The sequence below is a fragment of the Enterocloster clostridioformis genome (genome assembly GCF_020297485.1).
GTDB lineage: Bacteria > Bacillota > Clostridia > Lachnospirales > Lachnospiraceae > Enterocloster > Enterocloster clostridioformis.
Genome location: NZ_JAIWZC010000001.1, coordinates 1320898 through 1346133 on the forward strand (window position 1 = coordinate 1320898; position 25236 = coordinate 1346133).

19 protein-coding genes are annotated in these 25236 nt (G+C 52.5%); 5 read left to right on the forward strand and 14 right to left on the reverse strand.

Annotation, left to right across the window (positions count from 1 at the left end; translation table 11 throughout):
* Positions 1–3: 3 nt before the first annotated feature.
* The 8 genes from LA360_RS06585 to LA360_RS06620 all read right to left on the reverse strand — a co-directional run bounded on the left by LA360_RS06585 (position 4) and on the right by LA360_RS06620 (position 9706).
* Entirely contained in the window at positions 4–1506 is a 1503-nt protein-coding gene (locus LA360_RS06585; RefSeq protein ID WP_225537358.1) for an RsmF rRNA methyltransferase first C-terminal domain-containing protein, read from the reverse strand.
* A 115-nt stretch (positions 1507–1621) separates the two neighbouring features.
* Positions 1622–2182: a DUF6465 family protein gene (locus tag LA360_RS06590; protein WP_057571625.1), complete on the reverse strand. Its 561-nt coding sequence runs from the start codon at positions 2180–2182 to the stop codon at positions 1622–1624.
* Positions 2183–2345: 163 nt separating this feature from the next.
* Entirely contained in the window at positions 2346–4307 is a 1962-nt protein-coding gene (locus LA360_RS06595; protein WP_112483151.1) for a L,D-transpeptidase family protein, read from the reverse strand.
* Positions 4308–4313: 6 nt separating this feature from the next.
* Positions 4314–4757, reverse strand: coding sequence for a 2-thiouracil desulfurase family protein (locus tag LA360_RS06600; RefSeq protein WP_057571623.1), 444 nt, complete (start codon positions 4755–4757; stop codon positions 4314–4316).
* 55 nt (positions 4758–4812) lie between these two features.
* The gene (locus LA360_RS06605) at positions 4813–6174 is read right to left on the reverse strand and encodes an MATE family efflux transporter (protein ID WP_057571622.1); all 1362 of its coding nucleotides are present in this window, start codon (positions 6172–6174) and stop codon (positions 4813–4815) included.
* 53 nt (positions 6175–6227) lie between these two features.
* Entirely contained in the window at positions 6228–7364 is a 1137-nt protein-coding gene (gene ytvI / locus LA360_RS06610) for a sporulation integral membrane protein YtvI (protein WP_081031163.1), read from the reverse strand.
* A gap of 27 nt (positions 7365–7391) precedes the next feature.
* Entirely contained in the window at positions 7392–8474 is a 1083-nt protein-coding gene (gene hisC, locus LA360_RS06615; protein WP_057571621.1) for a histidinol-phosphate transaminase, read from the reverse strand.
* 38 nt (positions 8475–8512) lie between these two features.
* Entirely contained in the window at positions 8513–9706 is a 1194-nt protein-coding gene (locus tag LA360_RS06620; protein WP_112483153.1) for a pyridoxal phosphate-dependent aminotransferase, read from the reverse strand.
* Between the two features lie 500 nt (positions 9707–10206).
* Between LA360_RS06620 and sdaAB the strand changes: the two genes are divergently transcribed.
* Both sdaAB and sdaAA read left to right on the forward strand, forming a co-directional pair.
* A complete protein-coding gene (sdaAB, locus tag LA360_RS06625; RefSeq protein ID WP_002583838.1) occupies positions 10207–10866 on the forward strand; it encodes an L-serine ammonia-lyase, iron-sulfur-dependent subunit beta in 660 nt (219 codons plus the stop codon).
* 36 nt (positions 10867–10902) lie between these two features.
* A complete protein-coding gene (gene sdaAA, locus LA360_RS06630) occupies positions 10903–11838 on the forward strand; it encodes an L-serine ammonia-lyase, iron-sulfur-dependent, subunit alpha (RefSeq protein WP_057571619.1) in 936 nt (311 codons plus the stop codon).
* A gap of 119 nt (positions 11839–11957) precedes the next feature.
* Here the strand turns inward: sdaAA and LA360_RS06635 are convergent, their stop codons facing one another.
* The 3 genes from LA360_RS06635 to LA360_RS06645 are packed head-to-tail and all read right to left on the reverse strand — an operon-like array spanning position 11958 to position 15619.
* A complete protein-coding gene (locus tag LA360_RS06635) occupies positions 11958–14360 on the reverse strand; it encodes a DUF6449 domain-containing protein (protein WP_057571618.1) in 2403 nt (800 codons plus the stop codon).
* Positions 14335–15234, reverse strand: a complete 900-nt coding sequence (locus LA360_RS06640; protein ID WP_089775872.1) for an ABC transporter ATP-binding protein — start codon at positions 15232–15234, stop codon at positions 14335–14337. The genes LA360_RS06635 and LA360_RS06640 overlap by 26 nt, the downstream gene beginning before the upstream one ends.
* Positions 15227–15619, reverse strand: coding sequence for a GntR family transcriptional regulator (locus LA360_RS06645; protein WP_057571616.1), 393 nt, complete (start codon positions 15617–15619; stop codon positions 15227–15229). Before LA360_RS06645 ends, LA360_RS06640 begins: the two co-directional genes overlap by 8 nt.
* 239 nt (positions 15620–15858) lie before the next feature.
* Between LA360_RS06645 and LA360_RS06650 the strand changes: the two genes are divergently transcribed.
* The 3 genes from LA360_RS06650 (at position 15859) to LA360_RS06660 (ending at position 19997) form a co-directional block, all read left to right on the forward strand.
* A complete protein-coding gene (locus tag LA360_RS06650; RefSeq protein ID WP_112483155.1) occupies positions 15859–17598 on the forward strand; it encodes a LytS/YhcK type 5TM receptor domain-containing protein in 1740 nt (579 codons plus the stop codon).
* On the forward strand, positions 17579–18400 hold the full coding sequence (locus LA360_RS06655; RefSeq protein WP_002583844.1) for a LytR/AlgR family response regulator transcription factor: 822 nt from the start codon (positions 17579–17581) through the stop codon (positions 18398–18400). The genes LA360_RS06650 and LA360_RS06655 overlap by 20 nt, the downstream gene beginning before the upstream one ends.
* Before the next feature lie 157 nt (positions 18401–18557).
* Positions 18558–19997: a carbon starvation CstA family protein gene (locus LA360_RS06660; protein WP_022203262.1), complete on the forward strand. Its 1440-nt coding sequence runs from the start codon at positions 18558–18560 to the stop codon at positions 19995–19997.
* 132 nt (positions 19998–20129) lie between these two features.
* Here LA360_RS06660 and LA360_RS06665 read toward each other — a convergent pair whose 3' ends face one another.
* From LA360_RS06665 to pckA, 3 genes are all read right to left on the reverse strand, one after another.
* Entirely contained in the window at positions 20130–21989 is a 1860-nt protein-coding gene (locus tag LA360_RS06665) for an ATP-dependent nuclease (RefSeq protein ID WP_112483157.1), read from the reverse strand.
* A gap of 86 nt (positions 21990–22075) precedes the next feature.
* A complete protein-coding gene (locus tag LA360_RS06670) occupies positions 22076–23212 on the reverse strand; it encodes a DUF4349 domain-containing protein (RefSeq protein WP_057571613.1) in 1137 nt (378 codons plus the stop codon).
* A gap of 239 nt (positions 23213–23451) precedes the next feature.
* Positions 23452–25056: a phosphoenolpyruvate carboxykinase (ATP) gene (gene pckA, locus LA360_RS06675; protein ID WP_057571633.1), complete on the reverse strand. Its 1605-nt coding sequence runs from the start codon at positions 25054–25056 to the stop codon at positions 23452–23454.
* Positions 25057–25236: the final 180 nt, after the last annotated feature.

The following is a 25236-nucleotide window of genomic DNA, read 5'->3' on the forward strand; positions in this document are numbered from 1 at the left end:
ATTTTAATTCCGCCGCAGCCCCTTGGGATAATGGTTTTTGAGCATGCCTCCCGCATACTTGGCCCAGCCCAGGCTGAAACCGCCGGTGCAGACTAACACCCAGCCTTTCAGGCGTCCCTTAAATATTCCCGCCTCCTCGCTGAGAGCTTCACCTTTCAGGTACCGGATTACGCTGTCTCCGGAGGGGGACAGTTCCCAGGAGCATTGCGCCTCCTCTTTCCTGAGCGCCAGGGCCAGGGCATGGGAGGGCTCAAAACGGTTCTTTTTAAGGGTGCCCATATGAAGCCCCGGCCGGAGTATCTTAAGTCCCTTCATGTCCGGCATATCGGCCGGCATCAGATACAACTGTTCCCCGAACAGAACATATTCCTTCCTCTCCAGGAAGGTGTCCGGTTCTGTCAGAGTGTCCCGGATAAAGGGTTCATAATCCCTGAACGCTTCTTTTCTCTTTCTGCTGTCCAGATACAGCCTGTCCCGGCTTTCTGTCTTTGCCGCATTTTCCGGATCCCCCTCCTTTCTCAAGACAGCCATGAAATGACCCTCTCCCTCCAGGATGTGGGGCATGATGCGAAGGGTCCTCTCCAGGCCCCAGCCTTCCGCCTCCGGCCCTGCCCACTGAGGCTTTCCTTTCGTAAAGCCAGGATAGGCAGGCACCTGTTCCACGCAGAATTCAGGATGGCGTCTCAGAAAGGCCAGAACCGTACCCTCATTCTCCTCCGGGGCAAAGGTACAGGTGGAATATACCATTCTGCCCCCGGGTGCCAGCATGGCGGCTGCGTGGTCCAGTATCTCGCCCTGACGGGCGGCGCACATCTTCACATGTTCCTCACTCCACTGGCTTCTGGCTTCCTCATCCTTGCGGAACATTCCTTCACCTGAACAGGGGGCATCCACCACGATTTTGTGGAAAAAACGGTCGAATGTCCCGGACAGGCTTTGGGCGTCTTCATTGGACACCACTGCGTTTCGCACACCCATCCGCTCCATATTCTGGGAAAGTATCCTGGCCCTGGCCGGATGAATCTCATTGGACAGAAGAAAGCCGGTTCCCTTCATCCTGGAAGCGATGTGGCTGGACTTTCCTCCCGGCGCAGCGCACAAATCCAGCACACGCTCTCCCGGCCCGGGGTTCAATAATTCCACCACGGCCATGGCGCTGGGCTCCTGGATATAGTAAAGTCCCGCCTCATGATATGGATGCTTTCCGGGCCTGTTATCCCCGGAATAATAATATCCTTCCTTCACCCACGGAATCCGCTCAAGGGTAAATCCGGTTTCCTGCCTGACCCGTTCCGCTGCTTCTGCGGCGCCGGTCTCTTCCCAGGTCCCTTTGTCTTTCCCGTCTTTTCCGCTTCCGGCTGCGTCCCCCCTTCCATCCGGGAACTTGAGACTGTTAAACCTCAATCCCTGGACCCTTTCCTTGTCATAGCTGGCCGCAAAGGCCGGATATTCTTCTCCCAATAATGCTCTCATCCGCTCTTCAAATCGTACCGGTAAATCTGTCATACTGTCCTGTTTCCCATCCTTATTGATATTCTGCCTGCCCGCGGCACATAAAATAAATGAGCTGCTGCATCCATGATACAGCAACCCACTTCATCCTTCAATCCTTTATACCGGATTACAGTATTATCTTGTAATCATCTCCGCCTTCGCCGTTCACCACATAGTAGGCTGCGCCTTCGTTTGCCACAATATACAGATCAATGGTCTTTATCTCAACGCCCCTGTGTGCTTTCTTGAATGCCTTCACAGCCTGGTCCAGCACATCCTTTGCCACAAGGTCCTTGCCGTCAAACTGGAAATGTACGGCTGCCTTTGGCTCTGCTGCCTTTCTGGCAGGTGCCTTCTTCACGGTCTCTTTCTTAGCTGCTGCTTTGGGGGCTGTCTCCTTCTTAGCTTCCGCCTTTGGAGCCGCCTCCTTCTTCACTGTCTCCTTTGGAGCCGCTGCCTTCTTGGCTGTTGTCTTAGAAGCTGTTTTCCTGGCTGTCGTCTTTTTAGCCGGAGCTGCCTTTGCTTCCTTCTCAACAGGAGCTGCTTCTGCCTTCACCGGAACTGCTGCCTCTGCCTTTGCTTCTACTTTCTCCGGAACTGCTGGTTTTGCTTCTGCCTTGGCCTCTGCCGGCTGTGCTGCCTGTGCTGCTGCCTTTACAGTTGCCTTAACATCTTTCTTTTCTACCATAGTCCATATCCTCCCTAATTTTGAATAATGGCTTTACGAGTAATCCCCAGATGCATTAAGGGCATTATAAAATGGTTTTTTCCATTTGTCAATAAATTCACTTGAAAAATCGACTGCCTCCTGCAAAAATCCTTATGGTTTGGCCCTTACACGGCAAGTTTTGTCAGCTGACGCCCGGTCCGGCTGATGAGCCGGACTGTGGGGTCTGAAAGGCCGGGCCGTACCCTTCTGTGGTTCCGGACGACGGCTGTGTCTGGGCGGGTGCTGCCGTTGTCTGATCCGCAGGCTGTATAATAACCTGAGGCTGTGATGGCTGCGGTGATGTTTCAGGTGGTACCGCCTCTGAGGGCAATGTCTCCGGCGGCAGTGACTCCGGCGGAACGGGCGGATTCGCCGGAGGTGCCTGTGTGGGCGCAGGCGCCGTCTGTGCAGGCGCCGTTGTCTCCTGGGGCGCCCTGCCGGAGGACTGGCTGGATTTCTTACTCTCTGTTCCCGGAAGGTCATAACAGATAACAGGCATGCCCGTATATACATTTTCAAAAAGCTCTTTGGCCTTGTCATAGGGCATGTTCACGCAGCCGTGGGACCCGCCGCTCTTATAGATGGAGCCGCCGAAGCTGGACCGCCAGCTGGCGTCGTGGAAACCAATGCCTCCGTTAAAGGGCATCCAGAACTTCACCGGGCTGGCATATCCCTCCCCCTTCAGCACCGCGTCCCTCTGCTTGTATGTAATGGAGAAAATCCCCGGAGGCGTGGTATGGCCCCTGGAAACATTGCCGGAGACAAAGTCAGACTCCAGCACCTTTTGCCCGTCTTTGTAAAAAATCAGGTGCTGGGCTGTCAGGTTTACCTCCGCATACGTACTGCCGTAATCCGGCCCGTCATGGCTCGCGGCTGTCTGCAAATACACAGGTTCCCTGGTAACGCTCTCTCCTGCCTCCAGAATCCCCAATAGTTCTTTGGTCTCCTCGGACTGGTTGATCCTCCAGCCGTAAAAACCGGATACCTCCACATTCTGCCCGTAGCTGGTGGCAAAGGACCGCCTCTTGTATGCCGTGTTATGCCTGGAAGCCAGGCTCTTTACATAGGCTGCGGCCCGGTCCGGGTCAATGGAAACCTGTTCCCCGTCAGACACAAGCCACTCATGTATCTCATCCCCGTCCAGTACCTCTGTCTTACTGCCGAAGGTGTAGGTCACAGTCATGTTCACATAGCGGTTCCTGGCATCCCTGGCCGCTGCCAGAGAGGTATTGTCGCTGCGGATGGACGGAGCCTTGTAGCAGCCCAGCGCGTCCAGGTCTAATTCCGGGGCAAGACTGGATATGGCCTGCTCTACCTGGGCCCTGACCTTATCCATATCAAGTGTGGTTCCTTCTGTCTCCGGCACAATGGAATATCCCTGGCCGCTCACATAGTCTGACAGGTAAGCGTCCGAGGGCAGAACGGCCTTGCCGCTGTCAAAACAGGACAGGCCATTAAGTGTCTGTGCCAGAGCGTCATCATCATAGGCAATCATGGTCTTTATATCGTAGGATGGGCCCTTAAGCAGGTATCTGGGCCAGCGGAAAGGACTCTGCTGGCGTATGATTTCCTCCAGACTTCCGTCAAACACAGTGTGAAGGCCGATTTTCTCACCGGTGACCGTCTCCTGTTTCTCTTCACGCAGCTTAAGTACAAGACCGTAACCGTTTACTCCGGAGGCTATGAGTTCCTTCACTTCCTCCGCGGTCTTCCCTGACACGTCCGTCCCGTTAATAACTGTATGGGGAAAATATGTATTCCTGTAACCCTGGGCTTTGTACACATAGACTCCAACCAGTACAATACCGGCCAGAATCAGAATCAGGGCAGCTGCCTTCCAGCTCAGGATTTTATCAAAAGGACCTTTTCCCTGTGTATCCAAGGTTCCCTGACCGTCATTTTGCGGATGTCCGTCACCCGTTCTGTTTTCGCCTGCCCCTCCGGTTTCCTGTATCCTATTCTCATGTACCCTGCGCTCCTGCGCCCTGCTATCTGCCAGCTCCTTCTGGCGCTGTTTGAAAGCCTCCCTGCTTCGGCTTCGGCGGGGACGCCTTGCCTCGCTGCGGGCAGGTACAGATTCTGCCTTATTTTTTTCTTCCCTCATGCACCTTTACCTTTCTATGTCTTCCAACAGTCTCCCCACCTGACTCTCCCCATATACTCTAATCCCATGTTCCTTCAGACATGCGGCGCAGACACCGTCCCCCTCAGTAAGGGTGCCGGTAAATGTGCCGTCATAGACCTGCCCGCTTCCGCAGGAAGGGCTCCTCTCCTTTAGTATAGCTGCCTGGCAGCCGTACAGCTGTGCCAGCTTAAGCACTTCCCCGGCGCCTTTTTCATATGCTGCCGTGACATCCCCGCCATCCCTTGTAATGACTCCTGTCCCCACCCGTTCCGCCGGTATCCTGGGCGTGGCCAGGCCGCCCAGGATTTCAGGACATACCGGAATCAGGTGATGTCTGCTTAAAAGTTCCTCTGCCTGGGGAATGAGCACGCCGCGGCCGTTATATCTGCATTCCACCCCCAGCAAACAGGCGCTTACCAGTATATTCATATTCCTCTTCCTTCCTTTTATGTATGTTTTCGGCTGACTGCCGCAAACTGCCCAATCAAAACAGCCTGCGGTTATCCTTCAGCACCTTTCCGCTTAACAGGATAAACGTTGTGGACGCGGCTGCGCAGGCCGTAATATCCGATATGGGCTCAGAATAAAACACAGCCTCCACCCCAAAATAACGTGGCAGCAAAATCATTCCCAGGAAATAGACCGACTTCCTGAACATGGACAGGCTGATGGCCACCTTTGCGATTCCCATACCTGTAAATCCGTCTACCACCGTATATTCCACAGCCAGAGGGATGATACACAATGTAAATATCCGGATTGCCCACTCCGTCACCTGGACATAGGACATTTCCCTTGTAAATATCCTGACAAAATATCCCGGTCCCGCCTGTGCAATAATGAACATGACAGTTGTAAAGGCAACCGATAAAAGCAGTACATGCTTTTCCGCCTTCCGTATCCTGTCAGCACGGCCCGCACCATAATTATACCCCATTACGGTCTGTGTTCCACCGGTAATTCCTCCCAGCGGCATGGTAATAATCAGCATAAAGCTCTGCACAATGGTATTGCAGGTAAGGAGCATGCCGCTTCTCTCTGGTCCCCCATAGCTGCTTATAACCATGTTCATGATAATGATGAGCAGGCTGTCCGAGGCAATGATCAAAAACGGGGACAAGCCCACCAAAAGCACCTGCTTCATGGTTTTCCACCTGTACCCGCCAAAAGTAATCCGCACCAGGGGACGCTTTCCGAACAGAAACAGCAGCACATAGATACAGGAGGCCATCTGTGACAGCACGGTTGCAATGGCAGCTCCCCTGACCCCCATGTTCATGCCAAAGATGAACACCGGGTCCAGCACGATGTTGCTCACAGCGCCCAGCACCACTGACTTCATGCCCACCGTGGCAAATCCCTGGCATATGATGAACTGGTTCATGCCTGCTGAGAGCAAAGCAAATGCAGTGCCTGTCAGATACCAGCTCATGTACTGGTTGGCATAGGGAAATATAGCCGGTCCCGCACCGAAGAATACCAGAAGCTGATCCTTAAACAGATAGGACACCGTCATAATAATAAGGGCCATACCTGTCAGAAGGGCGAAGCAGTTGGCCACCATCTGGGCGGCAGCCCTCTCATTTTTCTGTCCCAGACGGATACTCATGAGAGGCGCTCCTCCCACTCCAATCCAACTGGCAAACGATGATATCAGGGTGACCACGGGGCCGCATATTCCCACGCCGGCCAGGGCCAGGGCGCCGATTTCCGGAATATTTCCGATGTACATACGGTCCACGATGCTGTACATCACATTCACAAATTGAGCCAGCATGGAAGGAAATGCCAGCCTCCACACCAGCCCTCTGACTTTATCTGTATCCAGATTATTCTCCACTTTCAACTCCGTCTTCTCCTGATTAGATTTTATTTCCTTTTACCTCAATAGCCGGAACCTCATACCTCTTTACGGCGGAACCGCTCTATGTCCCCCGCAAGGACAGCAAGACTGTCCGTAATGCCTTTAAAGGCTCCGTAATGATACAGATTCACAAACAGCAGGCCGATGGGCACGGCCAGAATCATTCCCGCGATTCCGTCCGTCTTAAATCCCAGATACAATAAAAACAGCGTGAGAAGGGGAGGCAGACCCATACTGTCACCCACCAGCTTTGGCTGCACAATCTGCCTTGTCACCTGTGTCAATACATAAATCAGCAGCAGGCCCGCGGCAAAGGCGTATTCGCCTCCCAAAAGCTTAATAAGCCCCCATGGAAGAAGGGCTGTACCTGTTCCGAATACCGGCAGAAAATCCAGGAACGCGATGAGAAACGCCCACAGCGGGCCGTAACCAACTCCCAGCATTATAAACCCCGCCGTAAGTATCAGCCATACCACTGCCATAATCTTAAACTGGGCCATGAAATAACCGCCTATAAGATGGCGCACCTCCCCCTTCAGGTACAGTCCGTAATGGCCTGCCCATTGGGGCATATGGGCTTTTATGGCTGCCAGGATGCGGTCCCTGTCCACGATAAAGAAATAGGCAGACAGGATGGTGACCACGGTGTAGACCAGCATGGCCGGAAGGCTTTTTGCCACGGTTCCCGCCGCCTCCACGGTAGGGGAGGCAATCTTTTCCACAACCGTCCCCATATAGCTTCCCAGATTGTTTCCAAACTGGGCCCAGCTCTGCTGTATGCTGTCGGGCATGAAATCAAACAGATGCTCCAGCTGCTCCATGCTGCGTGCCACATCCCCCTCAATACCGGCATAAAGTCCGGGAAGGTCCAGAATGAACTGGCGCAGCAGGACAAAGGTCCTTGACACCAGCAGGTATAAGAGTCCGATGACAAGAGCCAGGGCAGCCGCCACAATGACAATGGAGCTGTGCCTTCGCACCAGCTTCACCCGGCGCTCCAGAAAACGCACCAGGGGATTGGCTATCATGGCGATAACCCAGCCTATGACAAAGGGCATGAAAAACCTCAAAAGCTTAGGTCCCAGCAGGCAGATTAACAGCCAGCCCGTCAACGGGATTATAATATTAAGTATAAGACGAAGATAATGCTTCCAGCCTGTTTCTTCCATCATATCCATCTCTCCTGACTGCTTTTTCCGTTACTCTGAATCCCCGGCAGGCTTCCACTCCTTCAGATACTGTTCCAGGAACCGGAACAAAACATCCATCTCCTCATCCGTTCCAATGCTGACCCGAAGGCTGTTGTCCAGCCTGGGCGCATTGAAATAGCGCACATAAATCCGCTCCTTCTTCAGCGCGTCGAATATGGCCCTGGCCGGAACCCGTTCATGGGTGGCCAGAATAAAATTTGTCATGGAATCCGGGAATGTAAATCCAAGTTCTGCAAACCGTTTCTTGGCGCGCTCCCTGGTATCCATGATTTTCGCCCTGATCTCCTCAAAATATGCCCTGTCCTTTACAGCCTGGGTACCCGCGAGCTGGGACGGCAGGTTCATGGTATAGGAGTTATAGGAATATTTAACATCATTCAGCGCTTTAATCAATACAGGGCTTCCCAGTGCAAAGCCAATACGCACCCCTGCCATGGAACGTGACTTGCTGAAGGTCTGGACTACCAGCAGGTTGTCATACCCGGACAAAAGCTCCCTGGCAGAGGGGCCTGCAAAGTCGATGTATGCCTCATCCACGATTACAATAACATCCTGGTTGGCTTTTACAATTTCCTCTACCTGGTCCAGAGGCATATAGACGCCTGTGGGCGCATTAGGGTTTGGAAATATGATTCCCCCATTTTCCCCTTTATAATCCAGGGGACGGATAGCCATATTTTCGTCCAGCGCCGGCGTCTCATAGGAAATCCGGTATAAATCCGCCCAAACCTTGTAAAAGGAATAGGTGATATCCGGAAACAGCACCGGCTTTTGGGAGTTAAAAAAGGTCAGGAAGGACATGGCTATGACATCGTCAGATCCAACCCCCACAAACACCTGGTCCTCCCCCACCCCGTAGTATTCCGCCAGGGCCTTTACAAGCTCTGCGGATGACGGATCAGGGTACTTGCGCAGCCGGTCCACGTCCATTTCCTTCAGAGCCCTTTCCACGCCCGGCGCAGGCGGATAGGGGTTTTCGTTGGTATTCAGTTTAATCAGTTTATCGCCTGCCGGCTGGTCCCCCGGTACATAGGGAACTACCCGGCGTATATTCATTTCCCATGGTCTCATATCTGCTCTCCTCCAGAATTTTCCCGCTCTCCGGCTGTTTATTTTTTGAGGCCGTAGTCCGCGGCCGCCTTTGCGAAGGCAGGAAGGGAGCGTTCGATCTGCTCATAGGACACACAGTAGGATATCCGCACATAGCCGGGGCAAGCGAAGGAGGTTCCGGGAACCACCAGGATATTGTATTTCTTACAATTCTCACAGAATTTCTTTTCATCGGCCTCCGGAGACTTTACGAAAAGATAAAATGCGCCCTGGGGCTTAATACACTCAAATCCCAGACCCTTAAGCCCGTTGTAGAGCAGGTTCCTGTTCCTGTCATACGCCTCCAGATTCACCTTGGCATCCAGGCAGCGCATGATGACTCTCTGCATCAGGGACGGGGCATTGACACAGCCCAGCACCCGGTTCGCGATGGTGGCCGCATCGAACACTTCCCCGCTGTCCTTTAAGGCATCGGGAATCACGAGATAGCCAATACGCTCTCCCGGCAGGGACAGAGACTTGCTGTAGGAGTAGCAGATAACGGTGTTGTCATAAACATTCGTCACATAGGGTACCTCCACGCCGTCGTAAGCCAGTTCCCTGTAAGGCTCGTCGGACAGCAGCACGATGGTTGTCCCCAGTTCCTTTTCCTTGGCCCGCATGATGTCAGCCATCTTTGTAAGGGTTTCCAGGGAGTACACCACTCCGGTGGGATTATTGGGGGTATTGATAATGACCGCCTTGGTCCTAGCATTAATCTTCTGCTCAAGCTCTGCCAGGTTGGGCTCAAAATCCGTTGTATCCGGTGAAATGACCACCAGGTTTCCATCGTAATTACGGACATAGTTGCCGTACTCCACAAAATAGGGGGCAAATGCAATGACCTCATCCCCCGGATTCAGCAGGGTCTTTAAAATCACATTCAGGCCGCTGGCCGCCCCCACGGTCATCAGGATATTGTTCTTGTGAAACCGCGTGCCGAAGCGCTTATTTAATGATTCAGCCACAGCCTGTCTTACATCCTCATAGCCCGCGTTGCTCATATAACCATGGACAAAGGTGGACTCTTCTTCCTTCAGGATATCACAGATTGCCAGGTTCACCTCCGCCGGAGCCGGCACATTGGGATTGCCCAGACTGAAATCATACACATTCTCCGCACCGTGGATGGAAGCCAGACGCTTACCCTCCTCAAACATGGCCCGGATGGCGGAATTATTATTGACCAATGGTTTCATTTTCTCCGATATCATACTTATGTCCTCTCTTTCTCCCTGATGGCAGACCTTACTTTGTTTTACATAAACTGGATGGTCCATCTGTTGATATGATTGTAGCTTTATGGGGGAGGATTGTCAATAGGGGGATTTGGCTGTAATAGGTATGGTGAGAAATCCCAGGACTGCATCCCGGATGACCCACACCAAGAAGCACAAACAACAGCCAGCCGTCAAAGCAGGGAGCCGCCGATTTGGGTGTTGGTGAGTCCCATGGCGCACCAAGGCGTTATTGGGATTAACTGGGTATTTATTGCATTTTTTACTTTTCCATTTTGGGATTTTGGGATATAATAAGCTATGATTAACCATGTAAGAAAAGCATCAGAAGGGAGAGTTAAAACATATGCCGGCAAACACGGGGGACGCTGTCCCTGCGGATTCCGGAACGCCTTGATGCCGGCTGAAAATCCCGGTATTACCATCATTGCCTGACAAATAATATAGACAAAAGATTAACAGAAAGGCGGAACATCATGAATGTATTTGATATCCTGGGGCCGGTGATGATTGGCCCTTCCAGTTCCCACACGGCAGGGGCTGCCAGAATCGGCAGGATAACCCTGGCTCTGCTGGGAGCGCCGGCCGTAAAGGCGGACATTTTCCTCCACGGCTCTTTCGCAAAGACCTATAAGGGCCACGGCACGGACAAGGCCCTCATTGCCGGTATCATGGGAATGGCCACGGACGACAGCCGTATACGCAGGGCGCCGGAGCTGGCAAGAGAGCAGGGGTTGGAAGTAAACATTGCCACAGGCGACATCGACGGGGCCCATCCCAATACGGCCAGAGTCACCCTGACCGACGCTGCGGGCAGCACGGTCTCCCTTTTGGGAAGCAGCATCGGCGGCGGAAATATACTTGTAAAGGAAGTCAACGGCATGGAGGTATCCATCACAGGACAGCACACCACCCTGATTGTGCTCCACCGCGACGCGCCCGGCACCATTGCGGCTGTCACGGAGGTCATGGCCGACGCAGGGGTGAATATCTGCAACTTCCGTCTGTCCAGGCAGAGCCGGGGCGGCGAGGCCGTGATGACCATTGAGATTGACGGCAGTTTCGGACCGGAGCTGAACGAAAAAATCAAAGTGCTTCCCAACATTTTCTCCAGCACCATGCTTCAGCCCATATAGCTGATGAAACCTACAATTACAGGAGGATTTATATTTATGGAACCTGAATTCAATTACTCCTCAGTGGCATCCATCGTAACCGCCGCCGAAAAAAGCGGCCTTCCCATCTCTGCCATCGTCTTAAGGCAGCAGGCAGAACAGATGGAACAGACTGAGGAATCTATATATGAACACATGCGGAAAAATTACCAGGTCATGGCAGAGTGCATTGAGCCCGGCTGTAATAAAGACCTCAAAAGCACCAGCGGACTGACCGGCGGCAGCGCCTTTAAGATGCGCCAAATATCTGAAAGTGGAAAAAGCCTGACCGGTTCCTTTCTCTCCGGCGCCCTGTACCGGGCCCTGGCTGTCTCGGAGCTCAATGCGGCCATGGGACGGATTGTGGCAGCCCCCACAGCAGGAAGCTGCGGCATCCTTCCCGCCGCCCTGCTGACCATGCAGGAAGAAAAGCAGATTCCGGAAAGGGACTGTGTCATGTCCCTGTTCACCGCATCCGCCGTAGGCATGGTCATTGCCAACAATGCCTCCCTGGCAGGCGCCCAGGGCGGATGTCAGGCCGAGTGCGGTTCTGCCGCCGCCATGGCTGCCGCTGCCATCGTGGAACTGGCAGGCGGTACCCCGAAGATGGCGGAACATGCCATCGCCATTGCCATCAAAAACATACTGGGACTTGTATGCGATCCGGTAGCCGGACTGGTGGAGATTCCCTGTATCAAGCGCAACGCCTCCGGCGTGGCCGGCGCCTTTGTGGCGGCGGAGCTGGCCCTGGCCGGCATTGAAAGCGCAATCCCTGCCGACGAAGTCATCTGGACCATGAAGAAGGTGGGCGACGCCATGTCCTCCACCTTAAAGGAGACAGCCGAGAGCGGCCTGGCCGCTACCCCTACGGGAAGGCGTCTTCATGAACATGTTTTCGGGACTGCCCGGGAAGCCCATAGCGGGTGCAGCGGATGCGGGGGATGTTCCTCCTGAAGCAGATGTGTTTCAACGATATCAAACAATGTCAGATAGACGGCAGCAACAAAAGCAGGGAACAAATCACTGAAACGTGATTGATTCCCTGCTTTTATGTTCAGTCCTCTCCTATCCGTCTACTTTCCGTTATTCAAAGGAATGCCGGCAAAGAGTTCCGCTATCTCAGGAGTGATTCTGTTCTTTATGAGCATTCCTCCCACTCCCGCTTCATTCTCTGTCCTTATGGTACAATAGGGGCCTCCCTCCACTGTCTCGCAAAGATAATTCATACGGCAGCTGTCATCCTCCGCAATGGCTCCCATCAGCAGACGGATGGCAGCGGGCTCCTCAATTACCAGGGAACCGCTCTCCCGGTAGTTGGGATTGATTTTCTGAAGCTCTGCCAGCGCCTCTCCTTCCGGCAGTTCTCCCTGCTGTTCATAAAAATAATTCTGAACGTCAAATGTGATGCGCTCCACTTTCTCAGGCGCCAGACAGGTGCCGGGTTCAATCCCCTGCTCCTTCAGAAGCTCAATGGTACGCTCAAAGGATAGGTACACCGGCCAGTACTGGCTCACATCCTCCACCTGATAGCGCTCCATGCCGCCAAAGGCGGACCTGGTTGTCTGGCGCTGCTGCTGGAGATAGGTATTCTCCTGGTCAGTCATAAACACAAGACTGCCCACAGGCATCTCCACCAGCCGTTCCTCCACGGTCAGCTCCCTCATATCCTGCTGGTACGCCTTAAGTACGGCCTCCTGGACACGGCTGTCCTGACTCACATCCATGACCTGGTCCGCCTCCCTGTACAGAACCTGTTTTACCTGTCCTGGTTCCTGGCTTAAAATCCTGTACATGCCTTCCTTGTAAGCATCCTGTCTGTACAGGGCCTCATAGGAATCCATCACGGCAGACAGGGGCAGGGAATAGGAACGCCTCACCTCACGGCCGTTTGCCAGACGGTAGCATACTGTCATATTGGTCTCAAATTTTTCCTGTTCCGAATCCTCTTTGCTGCCCGTCTTCATGGCCAGAAAGATGGAGGTGGGACCGTCCGCCCCGCCGATAGATCTGGCTGCATTGGAATGGTAGCCGTCAATACGGGCCACTGCCTTGCGTATGCCCAGCCGCTCATCCCGTCCCTCAAGGGCGCGTTTCCTTCCCTCTTCCACCATGGACATGACAGCCTCTTTATCGGTTAGCACCATGTTTTCTTCTATATATTCATAGGGGTCTGCATATCTTCTCTGCAGCTTTCCGTCACTGCCTGTCTCAAATGTCTTATCCGAGAGCCAGCTGCTGTCCACGCCGATATCCAGGCTGGCGGACACGATTTCTTCCTTGGACGGAATATAGGAGTCATAACCGTACCAGTCATACCGGAAGCTTAAGAATGCCAGGATCCCGGCTGCAAGGCACAGTCCCAGCTGCAGTCTGTGGCAGAACATCTTCTTAAAATCAAAATGATAGATGATTTCCACGATACAGTGGGTCAGCACCACCGACACCATGGTTCCGAACAGTCCCCAGCGCAGCCTGCTCTGCAGCGACCAGAAGAACATGCCTCCGGCTAAACCGATTCCAAGCACCAGCAATATCCGGACAGGCGGCATGGATTTCTTAAATGCCATAGCCTTGCCCGCTGCCTCCGAAGGACGTTTGCGGTACAGCTCCAGATCCAGTGTGGCGACGGCCAGAAATGCCAGGATCGTGCAGATGAGCTCCGGAACATGTTTGACCAGTTCATTCATCTTCCATCCAAAGGAATTAATATATACGCTGAACGGGGACAGGTACCTGACGCCCCATGTAAAGGGCGATTGGTCTGAACTCCACATATATCTGGCCGTGGTGACGAAAAATGTTTCACAGTACCATCCCAGAAGCATCATGACTCCGGGCAGGAAGAAAAAGAACACGCCCGTTCCCAAAACGCCTACCACGATATTTCCAGTCATCATCATGGCCGCCACAGCCACTGAATACATGAGGGCGTAATACAGCATGTTAAGGGCCCATCCCCCGGCCATGGCTCCCAGTATCCTTCCCGCAGGCACGCCGTAGGACAGAGCCACCCCTGTGAGAAGAAGCAGATTAAACCCATAGGCAGCGCCAACCATAAATATGCCTCCGGAGAACTGAGCTCCAAACAGGGCCTCCCGCCTCACCGGTATGCTGTGGTAAAAATCCACCTTTTTCTTATTGTGCAGATAAGCAAAGCTGGATACGCCGATAACCACTGCCGCGGTTATCATCAAAAATGCAATCATGCCGTTCCCGTATTCCACACCGTTTAACACAACCTCTGTCTTCAGTTCCAGAAGCCTGGCCTTGTACTGGAGGTCGGTCATGGTACCATCCTGGATAAAGGGCTCGTAATCATTGTACCTGTAGTAATTGGAGTTGGCTGCGTTCTCCATGTTCAGAGCCAGCCCAATGGGAAGGGTGAAGAAAAATGCCAGAAAAACCAGGGCAACAGCCCACAGCCTTCTCCTGAAATCCTCCTTTAGCAGCTTAAAGTATAAGCTTCCTGATGTCATAACCAGCCACCTCCGTTTCACTGATGAATATTTCCTCCAGGGACAGGGGGATACACTCAAAGAATACCGGCTCATAGGAAGCCATGACAGCCTCCACCTCGCCCCTGCTTCCCCGCGCCGTAATGGTGCAGAGACTTCCCCTCTGTTCCACATTTACCTTGTCAAGGGACGTCAGGTCCTCCGGCTTCATATCCGGTTTAAGGACACACTGTATTTTGTGGATGTTGAGCTTCATGTCATCCAAATCCTTTGACAGGAGGATACCGCCCTTGTGAAGCAGTCCCACATGGTCGCATATGTCCTCCAGCTCCCTCAGGTTATGGGAAGCAATGATTGGAGTCAGGTTCCTGTCCTCCATATCCGCCGCAAATATGCTCTTTACCGCCTGGCGCATCACCGGGTCCAGCCCGTCAAAGGTCTCGTCGCAGAACAGGTAGTCCGTGCCTGCGCACACGCCGCAGATAACGGAGACCTGTTTCTTCATGCCCTTGGAAAATGTGTGTATCTTCCGCTTCTCGTCAAGGCCGAAATTTTCCATCAGCTTGTGGAAACGCGCCTCGTCAAATCCCTGGTACACCTTCCTGTAATAATGCATCATCTCCTCGGGAGTGGTATTATTAAAGAAGTACTGTTCATCCGATATATAGAAAAAGCGCTTCTTTGCCGGGATATTCTCAAATACCTCATGCCCGTCAATGGTTATGCATCCCTCGTCAGGCTTCAGCACGCCGCTGGCCAGCCTTAAAAAAGTGGACTTTCCGGCTCCGTTGGTACCGATGAGCCCGAACACGCTGCCGTCCCGTATGGCGGCACTTATGTGGTCCACTGCCACGATATCGTCAAACCGCTTTGTCAGGTTCACTGCTTCAATCATTACTCTCTCCCCTTTCAATGACATGATTCCGGCAGGCCGCATCAATCATTTCCTTCATCTCTCCCGCTGTGGCGCCTACCTTTATGCCTTCCTCCACAGCGGATTTAAAAAGTCCCTTCCATTCCTGCAGAATTCCAGCCTTCATCCGGCTGTTATCCGCAACAAAGCTGCCCTTGCCTTTGATGGAATAAATATATCCCTGGCGTTCCAGCTCCGTATACGCCCTCTGGATGGTATTGGGATTGATGGACAGCTCCGTGGCAAGGCTGCGCACAGACGGAAGCTGCGCGTCCTGCGGCAGGGCGCCCTTAAACATCAGCTCCCTAAGCCGCTCCGCCACCTGCTCATACAGCGGCCTGCTGTCCCTGTAATCCAGTACAATCATCCCGTCCTTCCCCCTCTCCGTTCTCGCTGCCAGGATACCTGGCAGCAGCCTTAGCAGTGCTTTTGCCGGCTCATGGGCCAGGTATATCCTGAGCCTCCCGGCGTTCTATCTGTATTAAGTATATTAATACAGTTATCTTCCCCATTAGATTACCATAGTCTTCCATGATTTACAATTAAAGATTTTCTTAAGATTAATTTTTTGGTATACTGATGTGAGAACGACTCAAGGAGGTCATCATGTCCAATACCATGTTTTTTAACCTGCTTTTAAATATTGGTCTTCTGGTGCTCATAGCCACCATGCTCACCAAGCTTCCCATGGTGCGTTCCATGCTGCTGGAGGACAGCCATGCCATGGGAAGCAGGGCCGCCCTGGCGGTCATCTTCGGACTGGTCAGCATTTTCTCCACCTACACCGGGGTCCGTGCCCAGGGCGCCATCGTGAACACCAGGGTTATCGGCGTGCTGGCAGCCGGTCTTTTAGGCGGTCCCTATGTGGGAATCGGAGCCGCCGTCATAGGAGGACTTCACCGGTATCTCTTTGATATCGGAGGCTTTACTGCCGTGAGCTGCGCTGTCTCCACCTTTGTGGAGGGCCTGATCGGCTCCGCCTTCTCCAAACGGTTTAAAGCCGGCAAGATTGACGGCGCAGGAGTGTTCCTTATTACGGCTCTGGCTGAGATTGGACAGATGGCTATTATCCTTCTCATCTCCCGCCCCTTTCCGGCTGCCCTGGACCTGGTATGCCTTATTGCCTTTCCCATGATAATCATGAATGCCCTGGGCATGGTTGTATTTCTCGGCACCTTTAACAGGGTATTCATGGAGGAGGACAGCCAGTTCGCGGAGAAGATGCGCCTGGCCATGGGAATAGTGGACCAGAGCCTGCCTCACCTGAGAAAGGGACTGTACAGCAAAACGGACATGGAGGCCACCGCAGACATCATCTACCAGTCCACCTCCTGTGCGGCCGTGATGTTCACGGACGCCCAGAAAATCCTGGCCATGAAGGGTGAAAACTGGTACGATGTCCTCCGGGATGAAGCCGTATTGACACCCATTCTAAGCTCCATCCACGACAGAAAGCCCACCACCTTTTCCTATGCGGAAAAGACAGATCCCCTGTACCATATTCTGAAGAACCACATCATTGTCGCCGCCCCTCTCATCGAGATGGACAAACCAGTGGGGAGTCTGACCATGATGGTAAAGAAACACTGGCATACCTCCCAGTCCAACCTGGACTTTGCCTCGGAGCTGGCCCGCCTTTTTTCCACCCAGCTGGAGCTGTCTGACCTGGATTATCAGAAGCAGCTTCGCCGCAAAGCGGAGTTCAGGGCTCTTCAGTCCCAGGTGAATCCCCACTTCCTTTACAATGCGCTGAACACCATTTCGTGCGTATGCCGGGAGAATCCGGACCGGGCCAGGGAACTGATTCTAACCCTCTCCTCCTACTACCGCCAGGCCCTGGAAAATGACCAGTACATGCTGAGTCTCCACACAGAGCTGTACCATGTGGCCAGTTACCTGGAACTGGAGCAGGCGCGTTTTGAGGAAAAACTGGTTGTGGAGCTGGATGTGGAGGACGACCTCAACTGCAAAGTTCCTTCCTTTATTCTCCAGCCCCTGGTGGAAAATGCAGTCCGCCACGGCGGGGACAGGACCGGCGCCCGCCATGTCTCCATCAGCGCCCACAGCGTGGATGGCATGGCGGAAATCGCGGTGGCTGACCGCGGGCAGGGAATCCCCAAAGAAGTGGTCCTGAGTCTTTACACAGGCCAGGGAAAGGGCGTGGGCCTGTCCAATGTACACAAACGCCTGAAAAGCATATATGGGGAAGATAACGGTCTGAAAATCGAAGCTTCAGAAGCCGGTTCCAGAGTCCGGTTCAGAATTCCTCTGGAACCGGAGGAAATTCCTGTACCATCTAATGAAATCAAACTGGAGGAATCTAACAATGAAGATAGCTGTGATTGACGACGAACGTCCTGCCAGAAAGGAACTTGTCCATCAGATTATGGAGGCCATGCCGGACAGCCAGATTGAGGAGGCTGACAGCGGCGCTTCTGCCATTGAACTCATCAGCCGCCGGACCTTTGACCTGCTGTTTGTGGATATCAGCCTGGGGGATATGGAAGGCACCACCCTGGCAGCTGCCGCCAGGCGCATCCTGCCGGACGCCCAGATTGTGTTTGCCACCGCCTACTCCCAGTATGGAGTCAAGGCCTTTGAGCTGGGTGTGAACAACTACATACTGAAACCATTTGACCCGGACCGTGTGCGCCGAGTGTTGGAAAAATGCCAAAAGGACCTGCAAAAAAACCAGGCTCTTACCGCTGCTACAGTCCCATCCTGTGACGATCACCAGCCCTGCGGCGAGCCGTACAGACCGTCTTCTCCCGCCTTCCCGCAGGAGGCGGGAGAATCCGTGACAGCCGCCTTTCCGTCCAGCCGTATGGCCATTAATATGAACCGGACCATTATTCTGGTGGATATACAGCAGATCGTTTACATAGAAACTTCAGGAAGGAGCTGCATCATCCATACCACCACGCGTGATTACACGGAAAACCTTCTTTTGGGGGAGTATGAAAAGCGCCTGGCCTCCCATGGATTCTGCCGCATACACAAAAGCTACCTGGTAAATCTCAACTTCATCACCGAACTGTTCCCCTGGGCCAACAACAGCCTGGCCGTGAAAATGCAGGGGTTTGAGAAAAACATCCTTCCTGTAAGCAGGGAAAAATCAAAAATGCTGCGCCAGATTATCGGGTTTTAGTCCCATCACATGTGTCTCTGAGCATAATGCCTTCCGTTTATGAACCTTTTTTTACTGTTTGTTCATTCCTTCATACAGTTGACACAAAAAATATTTACTTATGCTCCTAATATTGTATAATTACCACAAATACAAGAAATACATAGGAGGTAGGTATATGATTAGTTTTTTTGTATGTCTGGCAATTTTGATTATCGGATTCATGCTCTACAGTAAGGTTGCCGAGAAAGTATTTGGCCCTGATGACAGAAAACCCCCGGCACTGTCCATGACAGACGGAAGCGACTATGTGCCGATGGGCACGCCCCGTATATTCCTGATTCAGCTGCTGAACATTGCCGGTCTGGGCCCCATCTTCGGAGCATTGGCCGGTGCCTGCTGGGGCCCCAGCGTATTCCTGTGGATTACCTTCGGTACCTTATTAGGCGGAGGCGTCCATGACTACATGGTGGGCATGATGTCCATGCGCCACAAGGGCGCCAGCGTGTCCGAGCTTACAGGTACATATCTGGGCAATGCCATGAAACAGGTCATGCGTGTATTCTCCGTGGTCCTTCTGGTGCTGGTAGGCGTAAGCTTCTCCACAGGACCGGCCAACCTGCTTGCCATGCTGACTCCTAATGTATTGGATGCCAAATTCTGGCTGGCAGTGGTATTGATTTATTATTTCATCGCAACCTTTGTTCCCATCGACAAGGTCATCGGCAAGATTTATCCCATATTCGGTATCTGCCTCATCGTCATGGCCCTGGGCGTGGGAGGAGCCATCATCCTGGGCGGTTATCACATTCCTGAAATTACACTGTCCAACCTGCATCCTTCAGGCACCCCTATATGGCCCACCATGTTCATCTCCGTTGCCTGCGGCGCCATCTCCGGCTTCCATGCAACCCAGTCTCCTCTGATGGCACGGTGTCTTACCAATGAAAAAGACGGCCGCAAGGTGTTCTACGGAGCCATGGTGGCAGAAGGCGTCATCGCCCTTATCTGGGCTGCCGCAGGCGTAGCGTTCTACAACGGCACAGGAGGTCTGTTGGAGGCTCTGGGCAATGGACAGTCCAGCGTTGTGTATGAAATCTGCTTCAAGCTTCTGGGACCGGTGGGTGCTGTCATCGCCATGATTGGTGTTATTGCCTGCCCCATTTCCTCAGCGGATACCGCTTACCGCAGCGCAAGGCTGACCCTGGCGGACTGGTTCAAGATTGACCAGAAACTTATCAAGAACCGTCTCATCTTAACCATTCCGCTGCTGGCTGTGGGCGCTGTCCTGACCCAGGTGGATGTGCAGGTGGTATGGAGATATTTCTCCTGGAGCAACCAGACGCTGGCTATGATTGCCCTGTGGGCCGCAAGCGTATATCTGTTCCGCAGAAAACGCATCTACTGGCTCACCGCCCTTCCGGCCACCTTCATGTCGGCTGTATCCTGCACTTATATTCTCATGGCAAAGGAAGGCTTCCAGCTCTCCACCGCCATCGCCTATCCGATCGGCATCATATTTGCCGCGGTATGTCTGGGAACCTTTGTGTTCACCTGCGTGATGGGCAAGGGAAAGAACGCAGACCGTCCTGCAGTTGAAGAACCTTATGCGGTTTAACCCAACCGTCAAATCATGCTTCATATAAAAAGGCGCTGTCCACAGCCAGTCCTGACCGGCCATGGGCAGCGCCCTTTTCTGTCATATCCTTTTGTGCGGTCCCCCCGCGCCGATCTCCCGTTCTGCCAGCCTTTAATTCCCAGGTCTTTTCCTGCTGTCAAAATACACGAACCGGTCAATGGCATCTAGAATATCCTTAAAATCCTCTTTGGGCGCCAGGTCAATGTATGCCTTCAGAATCTCTTTTTCCCTTTCCCTGAATGGGCCGTAAAATATGTCATACAGATTATGGCCCCTGAGATAGGTGCGCACCTCTTCCATGTGCTCCTTCATATCTTCCGGGGATGAGAAATCCCGTCCCAGGACTTCCGTCAGCTGCTGTCCGCTGCGAATCCGGTACAGATATTCCCTCCATTTGCCGTAGAGCGTTTGGTAGAAGGCATCCTCGCTTTCCACGATTCCCAGGCGGACCATAACCGCCGGGTTAAAGAAATAGTTTTCAAAAGAATAATACTTTAAAATCAGTACATTCCGCTTTGTCACCTTAGGCAGGCGGTCCACATCCTCCAGATTCCGCTCATCGTAATACCTGCACAGCTGTGACGCCAGTTCCTCCGGATCCTTGCCGTCCCCATCGCGTATCATCAGGAATTGGTCCCGAAGATAGACCTGGTTCATATACTTTAAGTTGGCATATGTCTTGATGTTGGTGCAGCTGTTGGTGGTAATGATGGATATGCGGTACAGATTCCCCGCCTCATCGTAAATCTCGGAATAATACTTTTCCAGGAGAAGAGGCAGGCGGCTCTTATCCTGCTTCCCCTCCACAATGAACACGAAACTTACATTTAACAGATCATTGGCCCCATACCCCAGATCGTCCAGTATCTCGCTCATGTTGGTCCTGGGGCGTATGACCGAATACCGCTCATCATCCAGCACCACCTGCCGTATCTGGCGTATACTGAAATTAAACAAAAGGTCCGGGCTGTGGGTCTTGAAAATCACCTGATTCTTCTTGGACAGACGGTACAGTATCTCACTGCAGGATTTCTGGAGCTGGGGATGGAGGAATATCTCCGGGTCTTCCACCACGATAATGCTGGGAATCCTGCCCTGTTCACTGATATAGGTCTCTAACAGGGACAGCATATAAATACTGCGCATGCCCTTTCCCATCAGCTCCACCGGCTTCACGCTGCCTCTCTGGCGGTTGTGGGCCGTTACCTCCACCGTAAAAAGCTGGTCCGCATCAAAGTTCAGCGTGTACTGAATCTCCTCATATCCTCCATTTTTAAAGAAGTTTTCATTGACCTTCCTGGAAAATCCGATCAGGTTCAGCTGGTATATCTTAAACTCCAGAAGACGGGCTGTTTCAAAGGCAGAAAGTTCTTCCGGCTTCTTCTGATTAATCAGGCCGATGCACTGGAAGCAATGGTTGCATTTCTTAGCCCTCTCAAAAATACAGCTGCCGGAGCGCAGCCTTCGCAGCTCCTCATCCTCCTGGAACATCAGAAGGTCGTTCTGCAGCTGGTTCAGCTCCCGCTCCGCGTTAATTCGGTAAATGCGGGGCATTACCATATGGATATATGGATTATTCTTCCGGTACAAATCCTCATACCGCACCTTGCCGTCCTGGTTCACATGCAGAGTAAAGGACAGCTCCCCGTCTTTAAAGGACGGCAGCCGCTCAGAAAACACCCTGCGCCACACATCGTAACGCCTGTACTGGCTGACAATACCCATATGATGAAACAGGTGCAGGTCCTCCTCTTCTATGGAAAAGCAGGCGTCAATCCGGATGGCCTGACGGTTCTCATTGAAATCTCTGGCCTGGATCTCATAACAGCCGCACACCGCGCAGACCGCATCCAGAATCGAGGTTTTCCCCGTATTATTTTTTCCTACAAAAATCAGCGCCCGGTCAATATCGCGTATTTCCATGCTCCGTATCGACTTAAAATTATGGATGTGCAGATAGGTGAGCTGCATGGGTGCCTCCTTTCACTGGGCTTGTATGGCTTTGAATGGATTATTACTATAAGTATACGCTATAAAAAGACAGGACACAAGCCCGGCTATTCTTTCTCTTTCTGCATCTTCTCAGTTTGTTCCTCCTGCGTCTTCCGATTCTCTGTCTGCTCTTCCACCGCTTTTTCCGTCTGTTCTTCCGCCGCCTGCGCCTTCCGGTCTCTTCTGCCTTTTTTCTCTCCAATCTGCTTACCGCGAGAATTAGAGGAACGGCTCAGGAAGCGGAGCCTGCCCTGCGTCCTTCGGCTTAACCCTCTGACAATGAGGACAACTGCCGCGATGATGACGGCCAGCACCAGCAGGATGGGACTGTTGGAGGCAATCCATACAATCAGATCGGTTCCCGCCTCCCCCAGGTTGTTCAGGCTCCGGTTAAAGCCCTTCTGTATCCTGGTTCCAATGCTGTCCGGCGCGGTGGGAGTAAGGTCCTTTACCTCCCTCATATTGATGGATACCGTGCTGTAATCCACCTGATTGTCATAGAGACGCAGCTGGGATGTGTAGGACTCCAGCTCGTAGCGGATCTCTGAGAGCCGGGCTTCCAGCGCCACCACCGCGTCCAGGGACTCCGCCTTCTCCAACAGGGCCCAAAGCCGCTCCTGCTCTATCTCCATCGATTTCTTGCGGCTCTGCACATCCGAATACTGCAGGGTCACATCCGTCACCTGCTCCTGCTTGCTGGTCACATTCCCCGCGCTCTCCACAGTCTCCACAAAGCGGTCCAGCCGGTCAGCCGGAATCCTGGCCCTGATGTCCGCATAGCGCTGCTGGCTGCCGCCATAGGAATTGACGCTGATTCCCGACACATCAGAGGATTCCACATAACCGCCCAGCTCCCTTACTTTGTCTGTAATCTGCGAGAGTACGCCGTCAAAGTCCCTGGCCTCCACGCTCATGTTCACATCCCGTATCAGCTTCCTGCCGGTATCTGCCGGACTGCCAATATCTGATGAGGGAGACAGACCGCTTCCGGACTCTGCCTTTAATGTATTAAGGTTTTCTCCCAAAAAGGCCGCGTCTGTCTGTCCTTCCTCCGCATCCATAACATATGCGGCGGCAGCCGTGGTCTCTGCCATGGCAGCCGTATTGTACGATTTGCTGCCGCAGGCAGACAGAGAGAGCGCCGCCAGAAGAACCATAGCCGTGACCAGCGTCCATATGCGCCCCGTTTTCCATTTTTTCATAACCCCATCCTCCTATCTTTATAGCTTCATGGTACCATGAAAAAAACAGCCTTTCAATGGACATAAATAAGACTTAAGAAAAAGATTAAAATATTAAGAAATGCCAGCTCTATGGGTATCACACCGCGCCTGGCCATATAAAAAGGAGAACCGGACAGCCGGACCTTGCGGTCCGATATCCGGTTCTCCCTATATGATGCTGTCCTCCTGCCGATCGGGCAGAAAGGCGGTTCTTTTTATTATAACTGAGGACCGGCGGAAACCAGTGCCTTTCCAGCCTCATTGCCCTCGTATTTTGCAAAGTTCTTGACAAAGCGCTGTGCCAGATCCCTTGCCTTTTCCTCCCACTGGGATACTTCCGCGTATGTATCCCGAGGATCAAGAATCTTAGGATCTACGCCTGGAAGCTGGGTAGGAATCTCAAAGTTAAAGAATGGAAGCTGCTTGGTTGGAGCCTTTGCAATGGATCCGTCAAGAATCGCATCAATGATGCCGCGGGTGTCGCGAATCGAGATACGCTTGCCTGTTCCATTCCAGCCGGTGTTAACCAGGTATGCCTTTGCGCCGCTCTTCTCCATTCTCTTAACAAGCTCCTCTGCATACTTGGTTGGATGCAGTTCCAGGAATGCCTGTCCGAAGCAGGCTGAGAATGTAGGTGTAGGCTCTGTGATGCCGCGCTCTGTACCGGCAAGCTTTGCTGTAAATCCGGACAGGAAGTAATACTGTGTCTGCTCCGGAGTCAGGATGGATACTGGAGGAAGTACGCCGAAAGCATCTGCTGACAGGAAGATAACATTCTTTGCAGCAGGAGCAGCTGATACCGGACGGACAATCTTCTCAATATGCTCAATCGGATAAGATACACGTGTGTTCTCAGTCACGCTCTTGTCATCAAAATCAATCTTGCCGTCAGCGTCAAGTGTAACATTCTCTAAAAGAGCGTCACGCCTGATTGCATTGTAGATGTCCGGCTCAGAATCCTTATCCAGGTTGATGACCTTTGCATAGCATCCGCCCTCGAAGTTAAATACGCCGTTGTCATCCCAGCCGTGCTCGTCATCACCGATAAGAAGACGCTTGGGGTCTGTTGAAAGAGTGGTTTTTCCTGTTCCGGAAAGTCCGAAAAAGATTGCGGTATTCTCACCGTTCATATCTGTGTTGGCAGAACAATGCATGGAAGCAATGCCCTTCAGAGGCAGATAGTAGTTCATCATTGAGAACATACCCTTCTTCATCTCCCCGCCGTACCATGTGTTCACGATTACCTGCTCGCGGCTGGTGATATTGAACATTGCGGCTGTCTCGGAATTCAGACCTAACTCCTTGTAATTCTCTACCTTTGCCTTGGATGCATTATATACAACGAAATCCGGCTTGAAGTTCTCCAGTTCCTCTGCGCTTGGCTGGATAAACATGTTTTTTACGAAATGAGCCTGCCATGCAACCTCAACAATGAAGCGGATTGCCATGCGGGTATCCTTGTTTGCTCCACAGAATGCGTCTACAACAAACAGTCTCTTGTTAGAAAGTTCTTCCAGGGCAATCTTCTTTACCGTATCCCATGCTTCCTGGCTGGCCGGATGATTGTCATTCTTGTACGCATCCGTTGTCCACCATACAGTGTCCTTTGAGTTCTCATCCATGACAATGAACTTGTCCTTGGGGGAACGGCCTGTATAAATACCAGTCATGACATTTACTGCACCAAGCTCGCTTACCTGGCCTTTTTCATACCCCTCCAGAGTTGGTTTCGTTTCTTCTTCAAATAACATCTCATAGGAAGGATTATAAACAATTTCTGTGGTTCCGGTAATACCATACTGACTCAAATCTACATTTGCCATCATTCATTTACCTCTCTTTCATTTTATCGAAATCTTTTTCATTATCTCATTTTGTGAATTAAAAGTCAATATTCCAATTAACAAAATATTAGCAAACATGAAAGGAAGCTCTGAGGGCAGAAAAAAGTCCGGCCCGCTGATTCGGAATACAGCAAGCCGGACTTTCCTCCCGCGCTTTCT

What these genes read in the sequence shown, in the direction of transcription:
- LA360_RS06585 (WP_225537358.1), bottom strand. Translation starts at nt 1,506, where the DNA reads ATGACAGATTTACCGGTACGATTTGAAGAGCGGATGAGAGCATTATTG.
- LA360_RS06590 (WP_057571625.1), bottom strand. Translation starts at nt 2,182, where the DNA reads ATGGTAGAAAAGAAAGATGTTAAGGCAACTGTAAAGGCAGCAGCACAG.
- LA360_RS06595 (WP_112483151.1), bottom strand. Translation starts at nt 4,307, where the DNA reads ATGAGGGAAGAAAAAAATAAGGCAGAATCTGTACCTGCCCGCAGCGAG.
- LA360_RS06600 (WP_057571623.1), bottom strand. Translation starts at nt 4,757, where the DNA reads ATGAATATACTGGTAAGCGCCTGTTTGCTGGGGGTGGAATGCAGATAT.
- ytvI (WP_081031163.1), bottom strand. Translation starts at nt 7,364, where the DNA reads ATGATGGAAGAAACAGGCTGGAAGCATTATCTTCGTCTTATACTTAAT.
- hisC (WP_057571621.1), bottom strand. Translation starts at nt 8,474, where the DNA reads ATGAGACCATGGGAAATGAATATACGCCGGGTAGTTCCCTATGTACCG.
- LA360_RS06620 (WP_112483153.1), bottom strand. Translation starts at nt 9,706, where the DNA reads ATGATATCGGAGAAAATGAAACCATTGGTCAATAATAATTCCGCCATC.
- sdaAB (WP_002583838.1), top strand. Translation starts at nt 10,207, where the DNA reads ATGAATGTATTTGATATCCTGGGGCCGGTGATGATTGGCCCTTCCAGT.
- sdaAA (WP_057571619.1), top strand. Translation starts at nt 10,903, where the DNA reads ATGGAACCTGAATTCAATTACTCCTCAGTGGCATCCATCGTAACCGCC.
- LA360_RS06635 (WP_057571618.1), bottom strand. Translation starts at nt 14,360, where the DNA reads ATGACATCAGGAAGCTTATACTTTAAGCTGCTAAAGGAGGATTTCAGG.
- LA360_RS06640 (WP_089775872.1), bottom strand. Translation starts at nt 15,234, where the DNA reads ATGATTGAAGCAGTGAACCTGACAAAGCGGTTTGACGATATCGTGGCA.
- LA360_RS06645 (WP_057571616.1), bottom strand. Translation starts at nt 15,619, where the DNA reads ATGATTGTACTGGATTACAGGGACAGCAGGCCGCTGTATGAGCAGGTG.
- LA360_RS06650 (WP_112483155.1), top strand. Translation starts at nt 15,859, where the DNA reads ATGTCCAATACCATGTTTTTTAACCTGCTTTTAAATATTGGTCTTCTG.
- LA360_RS06655 (WP_002583844.1), top strand. Translation starts at nt 17,579, where the DNA reads ATGAAGATAGCTGTGATTGACGACGAACGTCCTGCCAGAAAGGAACTT.
- LA360_RS06660 (WP_022203262.1), top strand. Translation starts at nt 18,558, where the DNA reads ATGATTAGTTTTTTTGTATGTCTGGCAATTTTGATTATCGGATTCATG.
- LA360_RS06665 (WP_112483157.1), bottom strand. Translation starts at nt 21,989, where the DNA reads ATGCAGCTCACCTATCTGCACATCCATAATTTTAAGTCGATACGGAGC.
- LA360_RS06670 (WP_057571613.1), bottom strand. Translation starts at nt 23,212, where the DNA reads ATGAAAAAATGGAAAACGGGGCGCATATGGACGCTGGTCACGGCTATG.
- pckA (WP_057571633.1), bottom strand. Translation starts at nt 25,056, where the DNA reads ATGGCAAATGTAGATTTGAGTCAGTATGGTATTACCGGAACCACAGAA.